Origin of the sequence: Rhizobium freirei PRF 81 (assembly GCF_000359745.1) — a bacterium.
Taxonomy (GTDB): domain Bacteria; phylum Pseudomonadota; class Alphaproteobacteria; order Rhizobiales; family Rhizobiaceae; genus Rhizobium; species Rhizobium freirei.
In genome coordinates this window covers 195,674-216,165 of sequence record NZ_AQHN01000055.1, presented here as the reverse complement: position 1 = coordinate 216,165, position 20,492 = coordinate 195,674, and the positions used below count along the sequence as shown (strand labels likewise).

The following is a 20,492-nucleotide window of genomic DNA, read 5'->3' as shown; positions in this document are numbered from 1 at the left end:
GCGATCGAAGTGGCTCGTCATGAGCCTTCGCGACTGCGCGACTTCGGAGGTCGCTATCGACCGACACCTGCCTGCCAACCGACGATTGTTTCCCCGCCTCAAAGAGGAAAAAATGTTTGATACGAATATGTTACACAACGCCCTGAATATTCTGATCACCCTGTCGGCTCTTTTGGTTGCCATTCTCTTGGCGACGGGCTGTACTCAACTTGCCGACGGCCTATTGGAATGTTCCCAATCTTTCATCGGCCCAGGTTATGCAGCAGGGGCCATTGCTGCTCTGAGCGCGCTTAAGATCGCTGTTAATATCATGCGGGATGGCGTTGCCGGACTGATAAAACCGCAACCGCCCGTCGACAATTGAGGGCAGCTCCCGCCCGGATACGTCCAATGACGAAGATGTGCAATTTTCAGAATTCCAAAACTTGATAGAGAAAAGCAATGACGATTCACGAATTTCTGGATGCACTGGGCATCAAAGTCGGTGTCGTCATTGCTGGCCTTTCGGGTGGAATTTTGCGAGGTCTTTCCAGACGTCGATACACGACCAGAGAGATTGTCGCATCGCCGATCTGCGGGGCGCTGGCGGCGGCTTATCTTACGGAGCCGGCACTTTTCTATCTGCGTGCCATCAATTGGCCCTTACCCCAAGAGGATATTGCGGCGATGAACGCGACGGCTTTCGTCGTCGGTGTGTGCGCCATGTGGATCGCCGACCTGGTTTTCGATGCCATTTCGCGATGGGTAAAAGGTGGCCGTGAAATGACGTGATGTCAGACTTATATCTCAAGCTTTTTTTGCTCCGGCTCGATTTATCGGCGATATCAAAGCTCTTGACTTCACGATTTCGATTCGCGGCGCTTGCGGCTAGGCTGATTTTGTCCTTCCTTGTGGTGGTATGGTCGCATAGGAGGAGAGCTTAAATGGCCTTAGCGGTTGATTTTTCTGATCGTTTTGCTGTTTCGACTTGGTCATTGCACCGGGCGCTGGGCTGTATTTATCCCTATAGACCCTCCGATAGCGCCGATCCTGCCCGTCAGCCGGCCTATGGCGAGGGGAACATTGAGCTGATTGATGTGCCGCGACAATGCGCTGAACATGGCGTGTTTCGATTGGAAATTTGCTCCTTTCATTTGCCGAGCCGTTCTCCCGATTACGTCGCTGAGTTTCGCAGAGCCGCTGAAAAGGCCGGTGTGAAGGTGCAAACGCTTCTGATTGAGGATGGAGATCTTAGCGATCCCGACACTGCCCAGCGTGACGCCGAATGGATGGCCGGCTGGATCGGCGTAGCCGCCTCTCTCGGAGCCGAGAATATGCGGGTCATTGCCGGCAAGCGGTGGCCGACGGATGCGGCCCTTGCTATGGCGGAGAGTCATCTTTGCGTGTTAGCAGAGATGACCTCGGCAGCAGGGGTACGGCTCGTCATAGAAAACTGGTTCGACCTGTTGCCTGGACCGAGCGAAGTTAACCGTGTTCTCGACACATTGGACGGAAAAGTTGGTCTCAACGGCGATTTCGGAAATTGGGAGCGAGCCGGCAAATATGAAGACCTTGCGAAGATCATGGGGCGGGCTGAGCTCTGCCACGCGAAGGGACGCTATTTAACTGCCGGTCTCGATGTGGCGGACTATGTTCGCTGCGTAGAGCTATCCAATGCAGCTGGCTATCGAGGTCCTTTCACGCTTATCTATGATTCCCCATATCATGAAAACGAATGGTCCGGGATTCTCGAAGAGCGTGAATGCATCGCTGGGGTGCTGCGAAGAGTGGCTGCGGGATGAAGGCGAGATTCAGCTAGAGCTTTTCCGCTTTTCTTTGAATCGCGGAAACGCTCTATCTTGTTGTTTTCTTACGCATTCCGGACGGAAAACCGCTGCGCACTTTTCCTGGAAATGCTCTAATGGGCAGGGACTGTTCGACAAGGCAAGGCTCTTTGCGGCTTGTTCGTCGCCTTCCTACGGCAATGTCCGTTACTCTCTAATGAAAGTCATGATTGTGCAGGGCGCCAAGAAGCTTGTCCTGCGTCTGGTAGCCGGCATCGTAAAGATTGATAGCCACGTTTGCCGCGGACAGGCCTTCCTGACTTTGCAATCTGATGCTGCGTTCGGCACACCAGGCAAAGAGCGCACTTGCGAGGACATCAATATCGTCGGAATAGAGAGGCGCGTTGACCATCATAGACATTCGCTAGACCATTCATGGTTAGGGCTGGAGCAGAGGCGGGTGTAGCGAATACTGCTTTGATTTTTGAGATTTGCAATCGTGATCGTCTCTCGACGTTAATGCGCTCCTGAGATGATACAGGCGCGTTGTCTCTTAATGCGACACGATTTCGTTATGGAACATCATTGTTGATTTTTGCGCTCAGATGACTGAGCGGGGTGTTGAAGCTTGTCGAATGACGCATGGGGCACAATAAACAGAAGGGCGCCGAGCACAAACGTCAGCGCCACCATTAGAAGCAAAATATATCTTGGCCCCGGGAGCATCATTGATGGATTGGATGCGACGAATTCACTGCGGCCTCGATCAATTCCTCCGCGTAGGAAAGTGCTGACGCCGTATCTTCGCCGTCCAATTTCAGCTCCTTGCATTTGCGATGCATGGCTCTGCGGATTTGAGACAGAAACGCTGCGTCAATGTCTACTTCACCTTCATCGAAGACGTGAGTCAAAGCAGACTGGGCGACTATTTCCAAAACGGCAACGCGCCCTTCAATCTCGCCAAGAGATGGAATCGCATTCCTCTTGACGTGATGCTTGCAATCGCGATTGGTGGTAAGCATTTCGGTTATCTCCTTCACCAGAGGAGATAACCGGCAAGAAGCGAAAAAGTTCAGCCGAGTTCCAAAAAAATCGACGAGATCCCTGCAGTGCCTTTTCGACCCTATTTGCCAACGGCAGACCTCTGGCGACCGGTTATTTCATCGGGCAAAGATTGGGATCCGCCAATACATCTGTGCAGCGTGGCGAGCGGCGAAAATCGTCGTAATATAGCGTCCATATCGTAGTGTCTGCGGCGCGATAAGGGCCAAATTTGAAGTATTGATTCTCACCGAGCCCATGGTCTCCATGCCCAATATGCCCAGTGACCGTAGAAATCCATTTATTGTTGGCGAATATTTCGATATGGCCTGAGCCGTTCGGACCAGGTTTGCTATAAATGGCGAAATCAATCCAGCCCGAGGCGGGCGTCGGGAGGCTGTTGCCGCGATTGATTACTTTGATGGCGCTGGTGCAATCCGTAAACTCTTCGCCATCTGCCGCGTTCCAATTGCCATCCGTTGCGACCAGTGCGCGCATTTGATTGGTATCTGGGCGGAACCAGACGGGTGTCTCGCCTTTGCTGCAAGCTTTGCTGTCATTCTTGGGCCCGTCCTTCCTGGCGATCGGAGCGACGTAGTTGGTTTCCACGGTGGCGAACAGTTTGCCATTGTTGAGCCGCAATGCGAGAAAGGGGCTGAAATCGCCCTTGGCCTTCGGCCCGATTTCTCGCTTCCATTGCGCGATGAGATAGCGATGATCCCCCGAGGGAATGGGATCGGCAAATTTCACGGCAAAGCCGTACCAGACTCCCTGATCGTAAGGCACGCGATATTTTGTGCGTTCCCAGATCTCCGCTCTTTCGCTGCAATTTGCTTTGCCCGGCGGGCAGAATGGTTTGACGCTAAGTTTTAATGCTCCCGTGCCCGAGCGCTTCACGTCTGACTGAAATTCAACCGTTCCCGCTTTCTGCTCGAAGTTCTCCCGATAATAAAGATGGCCCGATGGGGCGAAATCCTTGCCGTCGAAGCCGTCATGCAGCACAAGTTGTGCCGGATCGTCAGCCAAGGCCGGTGTTACGACACCGGCGCAGGTGCAGGCCAGGATCGCGGGCAGAGCATATTTTGCGTTCATGCTGGGAATTCCTATGGCGGGACATTCGCGAAGCGTTATCAATGACCTGTTCGCTTGCCGCAGGCAAGTGAGAGCCATGTCGCTTCCCAATACGCTGAAGGCGGCGACGATCGATTCACGCGACTTCAGAAGATTTACTCAACTTATTGGGTTGTTCCCGCTCAACTTTAACGACCTGTTAGACGCTTTGCGGTTCATATCCCGCGACATTGGGCTTTGGCTGCGGCTATCAGCGCCCCGGACATGATCGTTCGCCGCCGCAGCTTCATCGACGTTCTAATGTCGGTCATGATAAAACCGGCTGAGAGGCGCTGTTGGGGGCAGCCTTTGGCAAATTGGAAGGCAGCGCGGGCTTTAAACGAGACTGAGCCGCGAAGAAAAATCGTGATTTTGACGGCGCACGCGTTTCTACGCGGCTATCGCAAGGCGTCGGTCCATTTTATTGCATCCCGTTGGGCCGAACAGGGGCATGACGTCCACTTTCTCACCATAGGGCATAGCTGGCTGACCTTGCTCAAGGATCGCCAGCGCTTCCGAGCCTTATCGCAGGATCAAGCAAACCGATTTCACAAGATCAGCGCCAATTTGAGAGCGGGGGCCTATCTTCCGCCAGTGCATGCATTCAGCTCAAGCAACCGCTTTCTGAATGCGGCGAACGCTGTGCTCTTTCGGTTTTATGGCAGTTACCTGCCACGCTTCGCCCGTCGTATCATCAGCGATGCGGATCTGGTGTTGGCTGAAAGCGGTTCGGCGCTTGCTTTCTTTGGTCAGATCAAAAAGCTCAATCCGAAGGCGCGCACGCTCTATTTTTGCCGCGACCTGCTGAGAAGCATAGGGGCGGCGCCTGTGTTGCAGGATATTCAAGCGACCGAAATCGGCCGTTTCGACGCAGTTTGCGTTCCGTCGGAAAGGTTGGGGGCCTTGCTTCCGCCTGGCGGCCGCGTAAGGGTTATTCCCCAAGGCGTTGATGCGGCCCTGTTTGATCGAGAGCAGCCGTCGCCTTATCGGCCCGGCACCCGCAACGCCATTTCCATCGGTAATATGCTTTTCGATCAGGCTTCCGTCGCTTCAATGGCAGCGGCTGCGCCGGATGTGAATTTCCATGTTTTTGGTGCGGCGTGGCGTGGTTGGGCGCCGCCAAATATCGTGCTCTATGGCGAGAAGGACTTTGAGAGTATCGTGCCTTATCTGCAGCATGCGGATTTCGGCATTGCTCCTTACCGTCTGACCGAAGATGAAGTCTACCTGGCGGAATCGAGCCTCAAGCTAGCGCAGTACAGCTATTGCGGTCTGCCGATCCTGCTGCCAGATCTCATTCCGTTTTCCCGCGCCAACGGTATTGCTTATCGCCTCGACGGCGAAGCCGCGTGGCGAGAGAAAATCGATGTGGCATTGGCGATGCATCGCTCGCTGACCTTTCGCGAAGGGATCATGACCTGGGACGAAGTTGCGCGGCAGACGCTGAGTGCCGCCTTCGAACCGTCGCAGCTAAGCTAGCCTGGCGCCAGGAAGGTCAACAGCTTGCTGGCGAACGGGCGTGAGGCGCCGGGCAGCTTTCCGCCAACCGTATCCATCAGGATCTTGACATCCTCCGGGTCGATGAGGCGCAGGAAGCGGACGGCTAGCATATAAGCCATGACGCCCGCCGGAACAGCAGTCACGATCGCGATTGCTCCATCAAAGCTGTAGACGCCGACTCCTGCCGCCACTGCGCAAAGAATGGCGGCAAGCATCGTTTTTGCAAGGGCTGCGACCGGGACGGAAACCTGGACATATCTCCAGGCGGTCCAACTGAGCAGAACAAAAGTCAGCGTTACAATGGCCGCGCGAGCAAGGGCGGCACCCTGCAGGCCCATTCGTGGCACGAGGGCCGTCAGCAACAGTATCATCAACATGCCGCTTATGATCTGCACGCGCAGCAAAAGAACGCTGCGCCCCGATGCGCCTATGATACCCCAAGGAATGACGGACATGCCGGCAAGCCAGACGAAGGCGAGCAAGGTCGCTGAAGCAGGTATGGCAGGGTCGAAGGCATCGCCGAATATGAGAGGCAGAAGATCGGGCATGATGGCAGCGCCGCCGAAACTGATCGGCAGCATGACAAGGGCTACTATACGAATGACACGACGATACGCAGCGTTCAGCATCCGCTGATCGTTTCTCGCATGCGCTTCGGTAAAGCTGACGATCAACGCCGGTGATATCTGCAGCATCACTTGTTCGATCAGGCCTGTCAGGCCGAGGCCCGCTGCAAAATACCCGACGCTGGTCGACGAGAGAAAGAGGCCGAGAAACAGGAATTCTATGCGGGACAGGACCAGAATCTCGATGAGGTCGCTTAGCCATATATGACGGCCGTAACGCCGCATTTCCGGTTGCAGCGCTTCATGGGACGGTTTTATGTCGCGATCGACATAGCTCCGCAAAAGCAATGCTTGCGGCAGGTAGCGAACCACATATCCGATCACAGCGCCGGTCGGGCCAAGCAGCCATGCTCCGGCGAAGACGAGCGGAATCTGCAAAATTCCGCCCAGTGCGGTCGTCCGCGCGGTCTGACCGAACCGATTTCTCCCACGCGCGATTGCCATGGAGAACACGTGAAATGCGTAGCTTAGAAACAAAAGTCCTGTGACGATCCAGAGCAAGGCGTGTCGCGTGTCGCGTTGAATGTAGATGATGGCGGCGAAGGCCAATATGGCGGCGCCGACCATGCTGACCGAAATCATGAAACTGCGCAGTGCCGTCCTTACCAGTATTTTCCATGCTTCGCCGTCGCCTGAGAGGCCGCCCGTGTTGCGCAGCAGCGCCTGGGGAAGCCCCATATCGGCCAATGCCGCGGCGGAGGTTGCAATCCACAAGGCGTAGGCGACTTCGCCGGATCCTGCTGGACCAAGCAGGCGGGCGGCGATGACGCTGCTTGCAAAGCCGGCAACCAGCGAAATCAAAGTCGCCGCCAGGCTGATCAGTGAACTTTTGAGAAGATTGGACACGGAAGTACTCATGCCGTTCATCTAGAAGGTTGCCGCATAACCTTGTGTTAAAGGGCCGCTGATAATTTTCACTTGCGTTCTAGTTGAAATTTAAGTTGGCTGCCATGACAGATAGAACCGTCGACCGGGATGGGTTTCTTATTCCGGGGTATCTCCAGAAGGGGTTGCGTGAGCGAGCGCACAATCTTCTATGGCGCCTTATATCGCCGCTGCCCGACAAATCCTATTGCGCGTTGAAATATCGTATCATCCGCGGCAAATTTCCCAATCTGACGTCGCCTCAAACGCTCACCGAGAAGATCCAGGCCCGGAAGCTTTATGATCGTAATCCGCTGCTTCCGCGTTTCGTGGATAAGGCTGATGCGAAGGCGCTAATTGCGGAAAGGGTCGGTAGTCAGTACGTCATTCCGACACTCTGGGCCGGCACCGATCTTGCGGCCGTCAATTGGTCCGAGATTTCCTTGCCCGCAGTCGTCAAGCCGACCCATGCAAGCGGGGTAGGGCTCTTTCTTTACGGACAGGCCGACGTGGATCGGCTGCTTAAGAACAATCCCTCCGCCGAATGGCTGGCGATCGACCACGCTTCCTACAACAGGGAATGGGCTTACAGGCGCATCGAACCTCGCATCCTGATCGAAAGCATGCTGCTGGTCGAGGGGCGTGTTCCCTGGGATTACCGGCTCTTCACTTTCGGCGGCAAGGTATCGCATATCGAGATCGACATACGCGAGAATGGCCGGGGCTACTCCTGCAACTATACGCCGGACTGGCAAAAGCTACCGTTCTTCGATCGGGATTATCTTGGTCTGTATCCGGGCGATGTCGCACGCCCGCCGCGACTCGACGAGATGATTTCCGTGGCGGAAACCGTCGCTTCCGACATCGATTTCGTGCGGGTCGATCTCTATGCGTCGGCGGAATGGGTTCGCGTCGGCGAGTTGACGTTCTATCCAGGCGGAGGCTTCGAGGTGCTCGAGCCGGAGGAATACGATCTTCTGCTGGGTCAGAAGTGGCAACTTGGTTTTGAAATGCCGAAGAGATAGGTGGACAAATCACTCCCTCAGCGTTTGATAGGCTGATCTATTTTTAGGGAAGGTTTTCCATGACGATCGACAAGGACCTCAATCGTATCGCGCTGCAAGAGGAGATGCTGCGTTTCGACGCCTTTGACCTCTCGACTGCCTGGGTACTCGGCAAGCTGCTGCATGATCTCGCCAGCGAGCGCAATCTCGGCGTTGCCATCGACATCACGCTGCATTCCATGCCGGTTTTCTACATAGCCTTGCCCGGATCGACACCCGACAATTCCAACTGGATACGCCGCAAGCGCAACATGGTGCTGCGATATTTCCGCAGCAGCTACGCCAGCACATTGCGGCTGCAGCAGCAGGGGAAGACGATCGAGGAGAACGGGCTTTCCAGCACCGAGTACGCCGCATCCGGCGGAAGCTTTCCCATTTTCGTCAACGGCACGGGCTGCATCGGGGCCGTCACGGTTTCAGGTCTTCCTCAGCGCGAAGATCACAATCTCGTCGTCGAGGCATTGGCTTTGACACTCGGCCACGAACTTCACAATCTCAGCCTCGGCTAGAAGGCAGAGGCGGCGCCGCGGGCTTCGCGCGGGCGCCGCCACCAATGTCAGATCTTTCCGCCGGCTTCAGCGATGACCTTGGTCAGGCTGCCCGTTGCCGGGAAGAGGGGGATCAGACACGCCTGCAAGGCGTGGTAGATATCGCCCTTGCCTGCGAATAGCGTATGAGCGGGAACGAGATCTTCCGTCAGTTCCTCATGCCAGCCGCCATTGGCGCGATCTAAGAACGCCTGGCCAATCACACTCCAAATCTTGCGATAGCTTTCCTCGTGAAAATCACTCGGAACGTGCTCATTCAGATAGTGAGCGGCGCCAGCGCCTTCGCAGGCAGGCCACCAAAGCTTGTTGCGCTTTGCAGGCACATCTTCCCAGTCGAGCGTGTAGAAGAACCCGTTCTTTTTACTGTCCCAACCCAGTGACATGGACTGAGAGAAGAGACCTTTGGCCGCTTCCGGCATCCAAGCGTGACGCTTCTCTCCCAACGACCAAAGCTGCAGGATGAGGCGCGCCCATTCCAGCCAATGCCCCGGCGTCGTACCCGATGGGCGAAACATTTCGTTGCCGCGATAATCCTTGTCCAGCACCCAATCGGTGTTGAAATGTTCGGCCACGCGCCAGCCGACCGATCCAGCCGATCGCCTGATGACGAGATCGGCGATGCTTTCGGCCTTGTCGAGGTACGATCTTTCCCCTGTTGCTTCGAAAGCAGCCATCAGCGCTTCCGTCAAATGCATGTTGGAGTTCTGGCCGCGATATGTGCCGCCATCGATCAGCGACCAATCCTGGTTGAACTCCTCAGCAATCGCTCCATGCTTTTCTTCCCAGAACTTCGTATTTAGAATTTGCGTTACATCGGCGAGCATGCCGTCAGCCAGTGGATGGCCAATCGTCTTGGCCGAGGAGGCCGCAAGCAGCACGAACGCATGGCCGTAGCCCTGCTTGCTGGAATCGACGGGACCATCATTGTTCAGCGACCAGACATAACCACCATGTTTCGTATCGCGGTGATGCTTCCACAGATAGTTCATTCCGTGATCGACAATTTCATTCGCGCCGGGGCGGCCGAGCAGCGATCCGATCGAGAAGCAATGGACCATACGGGCGGTCGAATGAATGCCGCGCACCGGATTGGCTGCATCCAGCGGCTTGCCGGCGTCGTCCAGGTCATAGAAGCCGCCTTTGGAATTGACGGCGCGATACTGGAAGAAGTCAAAGAGTGCGCTCGCCTGATCGAGCAGCCAGCGCCGATGGTAGGCGCGCGTGCTCCAGTTTCCGAGCGTTGCGGGTTCAACCTGTATGTTCATGCCGTCCTCCTTGGATTCTTTTCCACAAGCCCTATAGCGCTGCCCGAAAGTGCTGTCATGGCGTGATGGCAGGAAACTGTGTCGGCGACACCGTTTTGTCCATGGTCGGGTGGGAAATCGCTTTATTCGTATTTTTCGCAAATTGGGTAGGCTATAGAAGCCGCGAGCTTGCGTTGCGTGCAACTAGAGCATAGATATATTGACATAAAGATATCTTTATGTGATCTGATTGCGGAGTCGTAATCAGGCCAGAGGAATTCACCCAATGTTTGACGATCTTTTTGGTTCCGAAACGACGAAGCGTGACGGCGGCGAAATACTCAAGGCCCTGCGAAAGGCTGCAAGCGAACGCATCCTTGTGCTTGATGGCGCCATGGGCACTCAGATCCAAGGTCTGGGCTTCGACGAGGACCAGTTCCGCGGTCAGCGTTTCATAGGCTGCGCCTGCCACCAGAAGGGCAATAACGACCTTCTTATTCTGACCCAGCCTGATGCGATCGAAGAGATTCACTATCGCTACGCCAAGGCCGGCGCCGACATTCTAGAAACCAACACCTTCTCATCCACGAGCATCGCGCAAGCGGACTACCAGATGGAAGGTGCGGTCTATGATCTCAACAAGCAGGGGGCCGAGATCGTCCGCCGCGCTGCAATCCGCGCGGAGCGGGAAGACGGTAAGCGCCGCTTTGTCGCCGGCGCCATCGGTCCGACCAACCGCACCGCCTCCATTTCCCCTGATGTCAATAATCCCGGCTATCGCGCCGTCAGCTTCGATGATTTGCGCCTGGCTTACGGCGAGCAGATCGACGGCCTGATCGATGGTGGCGCCGATATCATCCTGATCGAGACTATTTTCGATACGTTGAACGCCAAGGCGGCGATTTTCGCCTGCGAAGAACGCTTCGAGGCCAAGGGCATCCACCTGCCCGTCATGATTTCAGGCACGATCACGGATCTTTCCGGCCGTACGCTGTCTGGTCAGACCCCGTCGGCTTTCTGGAATTCCGTGCGCCATGCCAGCCCCTTTACCGTCGGCCTCAACTGCGCCCTCGGAGCAAACGCGATGCTGCCGCATCTGCAGGAGCTTTCGGCTGCTGTGGATACCTTCATCTGCGCCTATCCGAATGCCGGCCTGCCGAACGAATTCGGCCAATATGACGAAACGCCCGAGACGATGGCGGCTCAGGTCGAAGAGTTTGCGCGCGAAGGCCTCGTCAATATCGTCGGCGGCTGCTGCGGCTCCACGCCTGAGCATATCGCCGCGATCGCTAAAGCGGTTTCGAAATATCCGCCGCGCAAGCCGGCCGAGCACCGTCCCTTCATGTCGCTTTCCGGCCTCGAGCCGTTCGAGCTGACCAAGGATATTCCCTTCGTCAACGTTGGCGAGCGCACCAACGTCACAGGCTCGGCGAAATTCCGCAAGCTGATCACCAATGCCGACTATACGGCAGCACTGGCCGTCGCCCGCGATCAGGTCGAAAACGGCGCGCAGGTCATCGACATCAATATGGACGAGGGCCTGATCGATTCCGAAAAGGCCATGGTCGAGTTTCTGAACTTGGTCGCCGCCGAGCCGGATATCGCGCGCGTCCCCGTCATGATCGACAGCTCGAAGTTCTCGATCATCGAGGCTGGTCTGAAATGCGTGCAGGGCAAGCCGATCGTCAATTCGATCTCTTTGAAGGAAGGCGAGGAGAATTTTCTCAAGCAGGCCCGGTTGATGCGCATGTATGGCGCTGCCGTTGTCGTGATGGCGTTCGATGAGCAGGGACAAGCGGACAGCTATAAGCGCAAGGTCGAAATCTGCTCGCGCGCCTACAAGCTGCTGACGGAAAAGGCAGGCCTGCCGCCGGAAGATATCATCTTCGATCCGAACATCTTCGCGGTTGCGACCGGTATCGAAGAGCACAACAATTACGGCGTTGATTTCATCGAGGCGACGCGGACGATCCGTCAGACCATGCCGTTGGTGCATATCTCCGGTGGCGTGTCGAACCTGTCCTTCTCCTTCCGCGGCAACGAGCCGGTGCGTGAGGCGATGCATGCCGTGTTCCTATACCATGCCATCCAGGCTGGTATGGACATGGGCATCGTCAATGCCGGCCAGCTTGCGGTCTACGACAATATCGATCTCGAACTGCGCGACGCGTGCGAGGACGTCGTCCTCAATCGCCGGCCGGACGGCACCGAAAGGCTGCTCGAAATTGCCGAGCGTTTCCGCGGGGCGGGCGGCAAGGAAGCGAAGGCGCAGGATCTTTCCTGGCGCGAATGGCCTGTCGCGAAGCGGCTGGAGCATGCGCTGGTCAACGGCATTACCGAGTATATCGAGGCCGATACCGAGGAGGCACGTCAGGCGGCCGAACGTCCCCTGCATGTCATCGAAGGTCCTTTGATGGCCGGGATGAACGTCGTCGGCGATCTTTTCGGTGCCGGCAAAATGTTCCTGCCGCAGGTGGTGAAGTCCGCCCGCGTAATGAAGCAGGCTGTTGCCGTATTGCTGCCCTACATGGAAGCCGAGAAGCTCGCCAATGGCAGCGTCAGCGAACGACAGTCCGCCGGCAAGGTGCTGATGGCGACCGTCAAGGGCGACGTGCATGACATCGGCAAGAATATCGTCGGCGTCGTGCTCGCCTGCAACAATTACGAGATCATCGATCTCGGCGTAATGGTGCCGACGACGAAGATTCTGGAAACGGCGATTGCCGAGAAGGTTGATATTATCGGCCTTTCCGGCCTCATCACCCCGTCTCTGGACGAGATGGTGCATGTAGCCTCCGAGATGGAGCGGCAGGGCTTTGATATTCCGTTGCTGATCGGCGGTGCAACCACCAGCCGCGTGCATACGGCGGTGAAGATCCATCCGCGTTATGAAAAGGGCCAGGCGGTCTACGTCACCGACGCGAGCCGTGCTGTGGGCGTTGTCTCGTCGCTGCTGTCGCCGGGCGCCAAGCATGGTTATGTTGATACCATCAGGACCGAATATGCCAAGGTAGCGGCCGCTCATGCGCGCAGTGAAGCGGAGAAGGTGCGCCTGCCGATAGCGAGAGCACGCGAGAATGCCGAGAAGGTCGATTGGGCGAACTACAAGCCCACCAAGCCGCAGTTCTTTGGGACGAAAGTCTTCGAGAATTACGATCTGGCGGAGCTCGCCAAATATATCGACTGGACGCCATTCTTCCAGACCTGGGAATTGAAGGGTCGTTTCCCGGCGATCCTCGAGGACGAAAAGCAGGGCGAGGCGGCGCGGCAGCTCTATGGCGACGCTCAGGCGATGCTGGAAAAGATCATCTCGGAAAATTGGTTCCGGCCGCGTGCCGTCATCGGTTTCTGGCCGGCCGGCACTGTTGGCGACGATATCAAGCTGTTCACGGATGGAAGCCGTTCTCGCGAGCTTGCGACCTTCTACACGCTACGCCAGCAGCTGTCGAAGCGTGACGGTCGCCCGAATGTCGCTCTTTCGGATTTCGTTGCGCCGGTGTCTAGCGGCGTGGATGATTATGTCGGCGGTTTTGTCGTCACGGCGGGGATCGAAGAAGTCGCGATCGCCGAGCGTTTCGAACGTGCGAATGACGATTACTCGTCGATCCTGGTAAAGGCGCTCGCCGATCGTTTCGCCGAAGCATTTGCCGAGCGGATGCATGAGCGCGTTCGGCGTGAATTCTGGGGCTACGCTCCCGATGAGAATTTTTCCGGCGAGGAGCTGGTTTCGGAGGCCTATGCCGGCATTCGCCCGGCGCCCGGCTATCCGGCGCAGCCCGATCATACCGAAAAGGAAACGCTCTTCCGTCTGCTCGATGCCGAAGCGGCAACGGGCGTTAAGCTCACGGAGAGCTACGCGATGTGGCCAGGCTCCTCGGTGTCCGGTATTTATATCGGGCATCCCGACTCCTACTATTTCGGCGTCGCCAAGGTCGAGCGCGATCAGGTCGAGGACTATTCGATCCGCAAGGGCATGCCCGTTGCCGTGGTGGAGCGTTGGCTGGGGCCGGTGCTGAACTACGTGCCGGCGAAGGCTGATGACGTCGTTGAGGATGCGGCCTGATTGAGGGGCGTTGCGATTACAGGCTTATTCTGCATTCCGCTAAGGCCGCAATCTGATTCAGATCGCGGCCTTAGGCATTTGATTGCAAATGAAAACCTTCTGCTTGCGCAGAAGTAAAATTAGGTGGCGCCGATCGTCAATTCCGCGACGAAATCATAAGCGTCTCCCCGATAGAGCGACCTGGTGAATTCCACGGCTCGGCCTGAGCCGAGATAGGAAATACGCTCGATCGACAGGCCTGCCGCCCCCACGGGAACGCCAAGCAGCCCCGCATCCGCTTCCTTCATATTCGTCGCCGATATGCGCTGCACTGCGCGCACCGGACGAACCTGCTGCTTCTCCAGTTCGGCATAGAGCGATGTCGTTACGACCGATGGATCCGGCAGGAATTCACCGGAGACGCTGGCATGCTCGATCGCGAGCGGCTGATCGTCGGCGATGCGCAGGCGGCTCAGCCGCGATACCTTGGTATCGGCGGCAAGACCAAGGATCATCATCTCGTCGGGGGATGGCGTATGGATGCCCTTGTGCAGCCATTCCGAACGCGCGGTCATGCCGCGCCGCGCCATATCCTCGGTGAACGAGGTGAGCTGCGATAGGCGCTGTTCCACTTTGGAAACCGGCTTTGCGACGAAGGTGCCGGATCCGTGACGGCGCACCAGAATGCCTTCGGCGACGAGATCGTCGATCGCCTTGCGCACGGTGACGCGGCTGACGGCGGCGAACTCGGCGATATCGCGCTCGGGCGGCAGTGCGTCGCCATGTTTCAGTCTCCCGACCTTTACGGCATCTTCGAGCGTACGGCGCAGCTTGACATAGAGCGGGCCGGTGCCGCCGCCTGACAGGCGTTCCGGCGAGAAGATGGCACTTAAATCCTCGGTCATGCCCGGTTTCCTTCCCCATCCCGCAGTAGTTTTACCGCCAGATCAATTGCTCCGCGTAGCACGTCACCCCTCGGTTCGGCGAGAAGCGTTTTATGGCGCGTATCGAGCCAGGGGCGGTAGGCTTGGGCAAGGCCGCCGAGAAGGCAGATCGAAGGGCATTCGGGCCAGAGCAGCGCGTCGAGGCTTTCGGTTATGGCCTTTGCCGCCGTCTTGACGATATCCAAGGCGACGACATCGTTCATTGCGGCATATTCGAAGACGATCGGCGAATAGCGCGCAAAATCCTTTGGCTTGGATGCGTGGGCAAACTCGACGACCCGCTCCGGATCATTTCCGTATTCGGCCATGACGGCATCCGTCAGCGGTGAGGCTGCCGTGACCCGATCAAAGGCGAGAACGGCCCGTTCGAGCAGGTCGCGGCCGAGGCGGGCGCCGCTCGCCTGATCGCCGATCACAAACCCCCAACCGCCGATGCCCCAGATCTTGCCGTCACGACGCGCATTGTAGACGGAACCGGTGCCGAAGGCGCCGATGATCCCATCGGCATCGCCGAGCGCACCCTGAAGCGCGATCGTGGCATCTGTCACCACGCGGGAGCTAGCGAAGGGAAGGGCACCTTCCACCCGTTTGCCATAGTTGCCGACATTGGCGCCTGCCGTGCCGATGACTGCCGGCAGTTGACGAGCAAGCTCCGGGTCGAACCCCGCTGTTGCCAACGCCTGCCGTGCCGACTCGACGATGTTGATCAGAGAGTTTTCCAGGTCGGAGAGAATGTTCGCGGCGCCGGCTTTGCCTGTGCCGAGAATCTGCCCCGTTTGGTCGATCACGGCCGCACGGCAGTTCGTTCCGCCGCCGTCGATGCCTATTGCAAGCTGTCCCATCATGCCTCCGGATGCCGCCTGTTCCCCGTTTTATCATACAATACCAAAAAAATACCATTTACCAATAGCCAAGGCGTCCATTTTTTCTTCATTCTATCTATTTGAAATATTTATATAAAAATTTTTTGTCCTTTCTTTTTTCTGCCGAATGTTAAAATCGGCTGGACAATTGGTATTTTTTTGGCCTTAATTCACTTCAAGGGAACAGTGCGAATAGACATCGGCAAGGCCGGCAGAATAACAACGAGCGGTAGACGAAGCGACTAAGTGCGCATCTCGTTGTTGTTGGAAGCTACTGGATGAGGATCCGCGTTTCGGCGCTCGTCATGAATTTCACGCATGGTTCTTGCAATGCCTCCGCTTTCCAGCGGCAGGCAGACGTTGATCGGGCCAATCGGGCAATTCGCCCCAGAGGTCCCATGCTTGGGAGGTCGGCAGAATTGGCGATCTCTATGGAGCGCTGACCGTTCCTTCGGACAGGCCAGCGGATTTTCAGATCGAGAACAGCGCCTTGCTATGGGCGCGGAAAACAGGAGAGGGAAATGAAAACCAATGTTCTGAAAGGCTTGCTTCTCGCATCGAGCCTGCTGACCTCCGTCAGCCTGGCGCATGCAGCCGATGTGACGCTGACCATTGAAAGCTGGCGTAACGACGACCTGCAGATCTGGCAGGAAAAGATCATCCCGGCTTTCGAAGCGAAGAACCCGGGCATCAAGATCGTCTTCTCGCCGACTGCGCCGACCGAATACAACGCATCGCTGAACGCCAAGCTTGATGCCGGCTCCGCCGGTGACATCATCACCTGCCGTCCGTTCGATGCCTCGCTCGATCTTTTCAACAAGAAGCGTCTTGCCGATCTGACGAGCCTGAAGGGGATGGATAACTTCTCTGCCGTCGCCAAGGCCGCCTGGTCGACCGATGACGGCAAGTCGACCTTCTGCGTGCCGATGGCCTCGGTCATCCACGGCTTCATCTACAACAAGGACGCCTTCGACAAGCTCGGCCTCAAGGTTCCGACAACGCGCGACGAGTTCTTTGCGGTTCTCGACAAGATCAAGGCCGATGGCACCTACATCCCGATGGCGATGGGCACGAAGGATCTCTGGGAAGCCGCAACCATGGGCTACCAGAACATCGGTCCGAACTACTGGAAGGGTGAAGACGGCCGCAAGGCTCTGATATCGGGTAAGGAAAAGCTGACCGACGCCGCATGGGTCGATCCTTACAAGGAACTGGTCAAGTGGAAGCCCTATCTCGGCGACGGGTTCGAGGCGCAGAGCTACTCTGACAGCCAGAACCTCTTCACGCTCGGCAAGGCTGCGATCTATCCGTCCGGTTCCTGGGAAATCGGCCTGTTCAACACGCAGGCTCAGTTCAAGATGGGCGCCTTCCCGCCGCCGATCGCAAAGGCTGGCGACACGGCTTACATCTCCGACCATCCGGATATCGGCGTTGGCCTCAATGCGAAGAGCACGCATCAGGAAGAAGCCAAGAAGTTCCTGAGCTGGGTTGCTTCCGACGAGTTCGCCACCATCTACGCCAATGCGCTGCCGGGCTTCTTCAGCTTGAACTCGCATCCGGTAAAGATGAGCGATCCGCTTGCCCAGGCGTTCGTTTCCTGGCGCAACGACCACAAGTCGACCGTTCGCTCCACCTATCAGATCCTGTCGCGCGGCACGCCGAACCTGGAAAACGCAACCTGGACCGAATCCGCCAACGTCATCAACGGCACGGATACGCCGGCACAGGCTGCCGAGAAGCTCCAGAAGGGTCTCGACAGCTGGTACAAGCCGGCCAAGTGATCATCGCGTAAAGGGGCGAGGGGCTTCTGGCTCCCCGCCCTTTTCTCATCATCGACCATCGCTCTGGCGATCATATCGCTATGGCATTGCGACACGCCCGGTGTCTTTTCGATCCGGCCGCACGCCCGGGACAACGGGTGGATTTGAACCTTAGCGCTGCCGTCTCACCGGTCAGCCAACAAGAACAGGCAGAAAGCCATGAGCGACGCTGCGACATCAGATGCCCTTGAGGTCACGCCGATCAGGCACCCCAAACGTTGGCACATCCTCGTTTTTCTTTTCCCGGCCTTCGTCGTCTATACGGCGATCATGATCCTGCCGCTCATCGAGACCTTGCGACTGTCGCTTTATAACGTCGTCGACAATCAGCCCGTCTTCGTCGGCCTGAACAATTTCAAAGTGCTGTTCGGCGACGAGCGCTGGGCGCATGATTTCTGGAATGCGCTGCGCAACAACCTGATCTTCTTCGTCATTCATATGTGCGTGCAGAATCCGATCGGTGTCGCGCTGGCAGCACTTCTGTCTCTGCCGAAGCTGCGCTTCGTCGCCTTCTATCGCACGGCCATTTTCCTGCCGACATTGCTGTCCTTCGTGGTCGTCGGCTTCATCTGGAAGCTGATCCTCTCGCCGCTTTGGGGCGTCGCGCCCGAGCTCTTGAGTGTGATCGGCCTCAAGTCGTTTTTCGCGCCCTGGCTCGGCAAGCCAAGCACGGCTTTGATCGCCGTCGCCCTTATCTCCGTCTGGCAATATGTCGGCATTCCGATGATGCTGATCTATGCCGCCCTGCTCAACATTCCCGAAGAGGTCATCGAAGCCGCCGAATGTGACGGCATTACCGGCTGGAGCCAGTTCTGGAAGATCAAGCTGCCGCTGGTGCTTCCTGCGATCGGCATCATCTCGATCCTGACCTTCGTCGGCAACTTCAACGCGTTCGACCTCGTCTATACCGTGCAGGGCGCCCTGGCGGGACCTGATGGCTCGACCGATATTCTCGGCACGTTGCTCTATCGCGTGTTCTTCGGCTTCCAGCTGCAGCTGGGCGACCGCTCGATGGGTGCGACGATCGCGACGGTGATGTTCCTCATCATCCTCGCCGGGGTTTCCTTCTATCTTTTCATCGTACAGCGGCGCATTCGCCGTTACCAATTCTGAGGAGCGGCGATCCATGTCGAAGGCACGCACTTCCGTTGTCCGTACCGGCCTCGTGCATCTGGCGCTCATCGCCTATACGCTTGTCGCCATTTTCCCGGTGTTCCTGACGGTCATCAACTCCTTCAAGGATCGCGCATCGATCTTCCGTGCGCCCTTGACCGTTCCGACGCCATCCTCTTTCAGCACGATCGGTTATGACACCGTTCTGAAGCAGGGGGATTTCCTGACCTATTTCCAGAACAGCTTCATCGTGACGATCGTCTCGATTATTTTCACGCTGCTGTTCGGGGCGATGGCGGCCTTCGCGCTGTCGGAATATCGCTTCCGCGGCAATACCATGATGGGGCTCTATCTGGCGATCGGCATCATGATCCCGATCCGCCTCGGCACGGTCGCGATCCTGCAGGGCATGGTCGCCGCTGGCCTTGTCAACACGCTGACGGCGCTGATCCTCGTCTATACCGCGCAGGGCCTGCCGCTGGCGATCTTCATTCTCTCGGAGTTCATGCGGACCGTATCCGGTGACCTGAAGAACGCCGGCCGGATCGATGGCCTCAGTGAATACGCCATCTTCTTCCGCCTCGTTCTGCCACTCGTTCGTCCGGCAATGGCAACGGTCGCGGTCTTCACCATGATCCCGATCTGGAACGACCTGTGGTTCCCGCTGATCCTGGCACCAAGCGAAGCGACCAAGACGGTGACGCTAGGCTCGCAGATCTTCATCGGCCAGTTCGTCACCAACTGGAACGCTGTGCTGGCGGCGCTGACGCTGGCCATCCTGCCGATCCTCATCCTCTATGTCTTGTTTTCGCGTCAACTCATTCGCGGCATTACCTCCGGAGCAGTCAAGTGAACCCCGAACAAGCAGATATCAATATGGTGAACAAGCCAGTTCGTGTGCTCGTCGCCGGGCTCGGCAATATGGGCCGAAGCCACGCTCTCGCGTATCACCGCAATCCGGGCTTCGAAATTGTCGGTCTGGTGAACCGGACGGCGCCAACACTGGATCCGGCACTGCATATCTACGAGATCCGGCCTGACTTTGCCAAAGCCCTTGCCGAGCTGAAACCGGATCTTTGTTCGATTTGCACTTATACGGAAAGCCATGCCGATTACGCTGTGATGGCGCTCGAGGCAGGTTGTGACGTCTTTATCGAAAAGCCGCTGGCAGGAACTATGGAAGATGCGCAGCGTATCGTTGCTGCCGCGAAGAAGGCTGGGCGGAAGCTGGTGATCGGCTACATCCTTCGCCATCATCCATCCTGGGTGAGACTGATTGAGGAAGCGCGCAAGCTCGGCGGCCCCTATGTGTTCCGCATGAACCTCAATCAGCAATCCAGCGGCCCCACTTGGGAAACACACAAGTCATTGATGCGCACGACTTCGCCGATCGTCGATTGCGGCGTGCATTATGTCGACGTGATGTGCCAGATCACCGATGCCAAGCCCGTCGAAGTGCGCGGCATGGGGCTGCGGCTATCGCAGGAGATCAAGCCGGATATGTATAATTACGGCCATCTGCAGGTGATCTACGACGACGGTTCGGTCGGCTGGTATGAGGCTGGCTGGGGGCCGATGATTTCGGAGACGGCCTTCTTCGTGAAGGATGTGATGTCGCCAAACGGGGCAGTCTCGATTGTCGTTGATCCGAATACGAAGTCGGATGACGTCGATGCTCACACGAAGACCTCGACGATCCGCGTTCATCGCGCTGATATCGACAAAGCGACCGGCCGGCTAGCATATCCGGATGAGATCATCAACATGACGGGCGAACCTGGTCACCAGGAACTTTGCGAGGCGGAGCAGGCCTTCATGCTGAAGGCCATCCGTGAGGATTTGGACCTCACCCGCCACATGGACGACGCTCTCAACTCTCTTCGAATCTGCCTCGCCGCCGATGAAAGCGTGCGCACCGGCAAGCCTGTTTATCTATAAGGACAAAAGACT

Annotated in this window: 18 protein-coding genes; 11 read left to right on the top strand and 7 right to left on the bottom strand. The window is 57.2% G+C overall.

Annotated features, from left to right (window positions below):
* Positions 1–112: 112 nt before the first annotated feature.
* From RHSP_RS10650 to RHSP_RS10640, 3 genes are all read left to right on the top strand, one after another.
* Entirely contained in the window at positions 113–364 is a 252-nt protein-coding gene (locus RHSP_RS10650; RefSeq protein ID WP_004116209.1) for a hypothetical protein, read from the top strand.
* 77 nt (positions 365–441) lie between these two features.
* On the top strand, positions 442–771 hold the full coding sequence (locus RHSP_RS10645; protein ID WP_004116207.1) for a hypothetical protein: 330 nt from the start codon (positions 442–444) through the stop codon (positions 769–771).
* Positions 772–923: 152 nt separating this feature from the next.
* Entirely contained in the window at positions 924–1,781 is an 858-nt protein-coding gene (locus RHSP_RS10640; RefSeq protein ID WP_004116204.1) for a sugar phosphate isomerase/epimerase family protein, read from the top strand.
* A gap of 196 nt (positions 1,782–1,977) precedes the next feature.
* Here the strand turns inward: RHSP_RS10640 and RHSP_RS10635 are convergent, their stop codons facing one another.
* The 3 genes from RHSP_RS10635 to RHSP_RS10625 all read right to left on the bottom strand — a co-directional run bounded on the left by RHSP_RS10635 (position 1,978) and on the right by RHSP_RS10625 (position 3,896).
* Positions 1,978–2,184 (bottom strand): hypothetical protein, encoded by a 207-nt coding sequence (locus tag RHSP_RS10635; RefSeq protein WP_037151124.1) that lies wholly within the window; start codon positions 2,182–2,184, stop codon positions 1,978–1,980.
* A gap of 304 nt (positions 2,185–2,488) precedes the next feature.
* Positions 2,489–2,785, bottom strand: coding sequence for a hypothetical protein (locus tag RHSP_RS10630; protein WP_004116201.1), 297 nt, complete (start codon positions 2,783–2,785; stop codon positions 2,489–2,491).
* 133 nt (positions 2,786–2,918) lie between these two features.
* Complete coding sequence (locus RHSP_RS10625) at positions 2,919–3,896, bottom strand: polysaccharide lyase family 20 protein (RefSeq protein WP_037151118.1); 978 nt, start codon at positions 3,894–3,896, stop codon at positions 2,919–2,921.
* Between the two features lie 327 nt (positions 3,897–4,223).
* Here RHSP_RS10625 and RHSP_RS10615 point away from each other — a divergent pair, with 327 nt between their 5' ends.
* Complete coding sequence (locus RHSP_RS10615) at positions 4,224–5,393, top strand: GumK N-terminal domain-containing glycosyltransferase (RefSeq protein WP_200863252.1); 1,170 nt, start codon at positions 4,224–4,226, stop codon at positions 5,391–5,393.
* Here the strand turns inward: RHSP_RS10615 and RHSP_RS10610 are convergent.
* The gene (locus RHSP_RS10610; protein WP_037151373.1) at positions 5,390–6,898 is read right to left on the bottom strand and encodes an oligosaccharide flippase family protein; all 1,509 of its coding nucleotides are present in this window, start codon (positions 6,896–6,898) and stop codon (positions 5,390–5,392) included. The two genes, RHSP_RS10615 and RHSP_RS10610, sit on opposite strands and share 4 nt — an antisense overlap.
* 92 nt (positions 6,899–6,990) lie before the next feature.
* On the opposite strand from RHSP_RS10610, the gene RHSP_RS10605 reads away from it, so the two are divergent.
* Both RHSP_RS10605 and RHSP_RS10600 read left to right on the top strand, forming a co-directional pair.
* Positions 6,991–7,929 (top strand): ATP-grasp fold amidoligase family protein, encoded by a 939-nt coding sequence (locus tag RHSP_RS10605; protein WP_037151371.1) that lies wholly within the window; start codon positions 6,991–6,993, stop codon positions 7,927–7,929.
* Positions 7,930–7,988: 59 nt separating this feature from the next.
* Positions 7,989–8,477: a heme-degrading domain-containing protein gene (locus tag RHSP_RS10600; RefSeq protein ID WP_004116190.1), complete on the top strand. Its 489-nt coding sequence runs from the start codon at positions 7,989–7,991 to the stop codon at positions 8,475–8,477.
* A gap of 47 nt (positions 8,478–8,524) precedes the next feature.
* Here the strand turns inward: RHSP_RS10600 and RHSP_RS10595 are convergent, their stop codons facing one another.
* A complete protein-coding gene (locus RHSP_RS10595; protein WP_004116187.1) occupies positions 8,525–9,781 on the bottom strand; it encodes an AGE family epimerase/isomerase in 1,257 nt (418 codons plus the stop codon).
* A gap of 265 nt (positions 9,782–10,046) precedes the next feature.
* On the opposite strand from RHSP_RS10595, the gene metH reads away from it, so the two are divergent.
* On the top strand, positions 10,047–13,823 hold the full coding sequence (metH, locus tag RHSP_RS10590; RefSeq protein WP_004116186.1) for a methionine synthase: 3,777 nt from the start codon (positions 10,047–10,049) through the stop codon (positions 13,821–13,823).
* A 119-nt stretch (positions 13,824–13,942) separates the two neighbouring features.
* Here metH and RHSP_RS10585 read toward each other — a convergent pair whose 3' ends face one another.
* Together RHSP_RS10585 and RHSP_RS10580 are read right to left on the bottom strand one after the other, a co-directional pair.
* Positions 13,943–14,707 carry a GntR family transcriptional regulator gene (locus RHSP_RS10585; RefSeq protein WP_004116184.1) on the bottom strand — a complete coding sequence of 255 codons (765 nt, stop codon included), beginning with the start codon at positions 14,705–14,707 and terminating at the stop codon, positions 13,943–13,945.
* Entirely contained in the window at positions 14,704–15,588 is an 885-nt protein-coding gene (locus RHSP_RS10580) for a glucosamine kinase nucleotide-binding domain-containing protein (protein ID WP_037151106.1), read from the bottom strand. The genes RHSP_RS10585 and RHSP_RS10580 overlap by 4 nt, the downstream gene beginning before the upstream one ends.
* Before the next feature lie 542 nt (positions 15,589–16,130).
* Here RHSP_RS10580 and RHSP_RS10575 point away from each other — a divergent pair.
* From RHSP_RS10575 to RHSP_RS10560, 4 genes are all read left to right on the top strand, one after another.
* Entirely contained in the window at positions 16,131–17,390 is a 1,260-nt protein-coding gene (locus RHSP_RS10575) for an ABC transporter substrate-binding protein (RefSeq protein WP_037151103.1), read from the top strand.
* A 198-nt stretch (positions 17,391–17,588) separates the two neighbouring features.
* Positions 17,589–18,542, top strand: coding sequence for a carbohydrate ABC transporter permease (locus tag RHSP_RS10570; protein ID WP_004116174.1), 954 nt, complete (start codon positions 17,589–17,591; stop codon positions 18,540–18,542).
* Between the two features lie 13 nt (positions 18,543–18,555).
* Positions 18,556–19,395: a carbohydrate ABC transporter permease gene (locus RHSP_RS10565; protein ID WP_037151100.1), complete on the top strand. Its 840-nt coding sequence runs from the start codon at positions 18,556–18,558 to the stop codon at positions 19,393–19,395.
* Positions 19,396–19,418: 23 nt separating this feature from the next.
* Positions 19,419–20,480, top strand: a complete 1,062-nt coding sequence (locus tag RHSP_RS10560) for a Gfo/Idh/MocA family protein (protein WP_420820089.1) — start codon at positions 19,419–19,421, stop codon at positions 20,478–20,480.
* Positions 20,481–20,492: the final 12 nt, after the last annotated feature.

What these genes read in the sequence shown, in the direction of transcription:
- RHSP_RS10580 (WP_037151106.1), bottom strand. Translation starts at nt 15,588, where the DNA reads ATGGGACAGCTTGCAATAGGCATCGACGGCGGCGGAACGAACTGCCGT.
- RHSP_RS10570 (WP_004116174.1), top strand. Translation starts at nt 17,589, where the DNA reads ATGAGCGACGCTGCGACATCAGATGCCCTTGAGGTCACGCCGATCAGG.
- RHSP_RS10645 (WP_004116207.1), top strand. Translation starts at nt 442, where the DNA reads ATGACGATTCACGAATTTCTGGATGCACTGGGCATCAAAGTCGGTGTC.
- RHSP_RS10575 (WP_037151103.1), top strand. Translation starts at nt 16,131, where the DNA reads ATGAAAACCAATGTTCTGAAAGGCTTGCTTCTCGCATCGAGCCTGCTG.
- RHSP_RS10650 (WP_004116209.1), top strand. Translation starts at nt 113, where the DNA reads ATGTTTGATACGAATATGTTACACAACGCCCTGAATATTCTGATCACC.
- RHSP_RS10605 (WP_037151371.1), top strand. Translation starts at nt 6,991, where the DNA reads ATGACAGATAGAACCGTCGACCGGGATGGGTTTCTTATTCCGGGGTAT.
- metH (WP_004116186.1), top strand. Translation starts at nt 10,047, where the DNA reads ATGTTTGACGATCTTTTTGGTTCCGAAACGACGAAGCGTGACGGCGGC.
- RHSP_RS10625 (WP_037151118.1), bottom strand. Translation starts at nt 3,896, where the DNA reads ATGAACGCAAAATATGCTCTGCCCGCGATCCTGGCCTGCACCTGCGCC.
- RHSP_RS10640 (WP_004116204.1), top strand. Translation starts at nt 924, where the DNA reads ATGGCCTTAGCGGTTGATTTTTCTGATCGTTTTGCTGTTTCGACTTGG.
- RHSP_RS10630 (WP_004116201.1), bottom strand. Translation starts at nt 2,785, where the DNA reads ATGCTTACCACCAATCGCGATTGCAAGCATCACGTCAAGAGGAATGCG.
- RHSP_RS10595 (WP_004116187.1), bottom strand. Translation starts at nt 9,781, where the DNA reads ATGAACATACAGGTTGAACCCGCAACGCTCGGAAACTGGAGCACGCGC.
- RHSP_RS10600 (WP_004116190.1), top strand. Translation starts at nt 7,989, where the DNA reads ATGACGATCGACAAGGACCTCAATCGTATCGCGCTGCAAGAGGAGATG.
- RHSP_RS10560 (WP_420820089.1), top strand. Translation starts at nt 19,419, where the DNA reads ATGGTGAACAAGCCAGTTCGTGTGCTCGTCGCCGGGCTCGGCAATATG.
- RHSP_RS10635 (WP_037151124.1), bottom strand. Translation starts at nt 2,184, where the DNA reads ATGTCTATGATGGTCAACGCGCCTCTCTATTCCGACGATATTGATGTC.
- RHSP_RS10565 (WP_037151100.1), top strand. Translation starts at nt 18,556, where the DNA reads ATGTCGAAGGCACGCACTTCCGTTGTCCGTACCGGCCTCGTGCATCTG.
- RHSP_RS10585 (WP_004116184.1), bottom strand. Translation starts at nt 14,707, where the DNA reads ATGACCGAGGATTTAAGTGCCATCTTCTCGCCGGAACGCCTGTCAGGC.
- RHSP_RS10610 (WP_037151373.1), bottom strand. Translation starts at nt 6,898, where the DNA reads ATGAGTACTTCCGTGTCCAATCTTCTCAAAAGTTCACTGATCAGCCTG.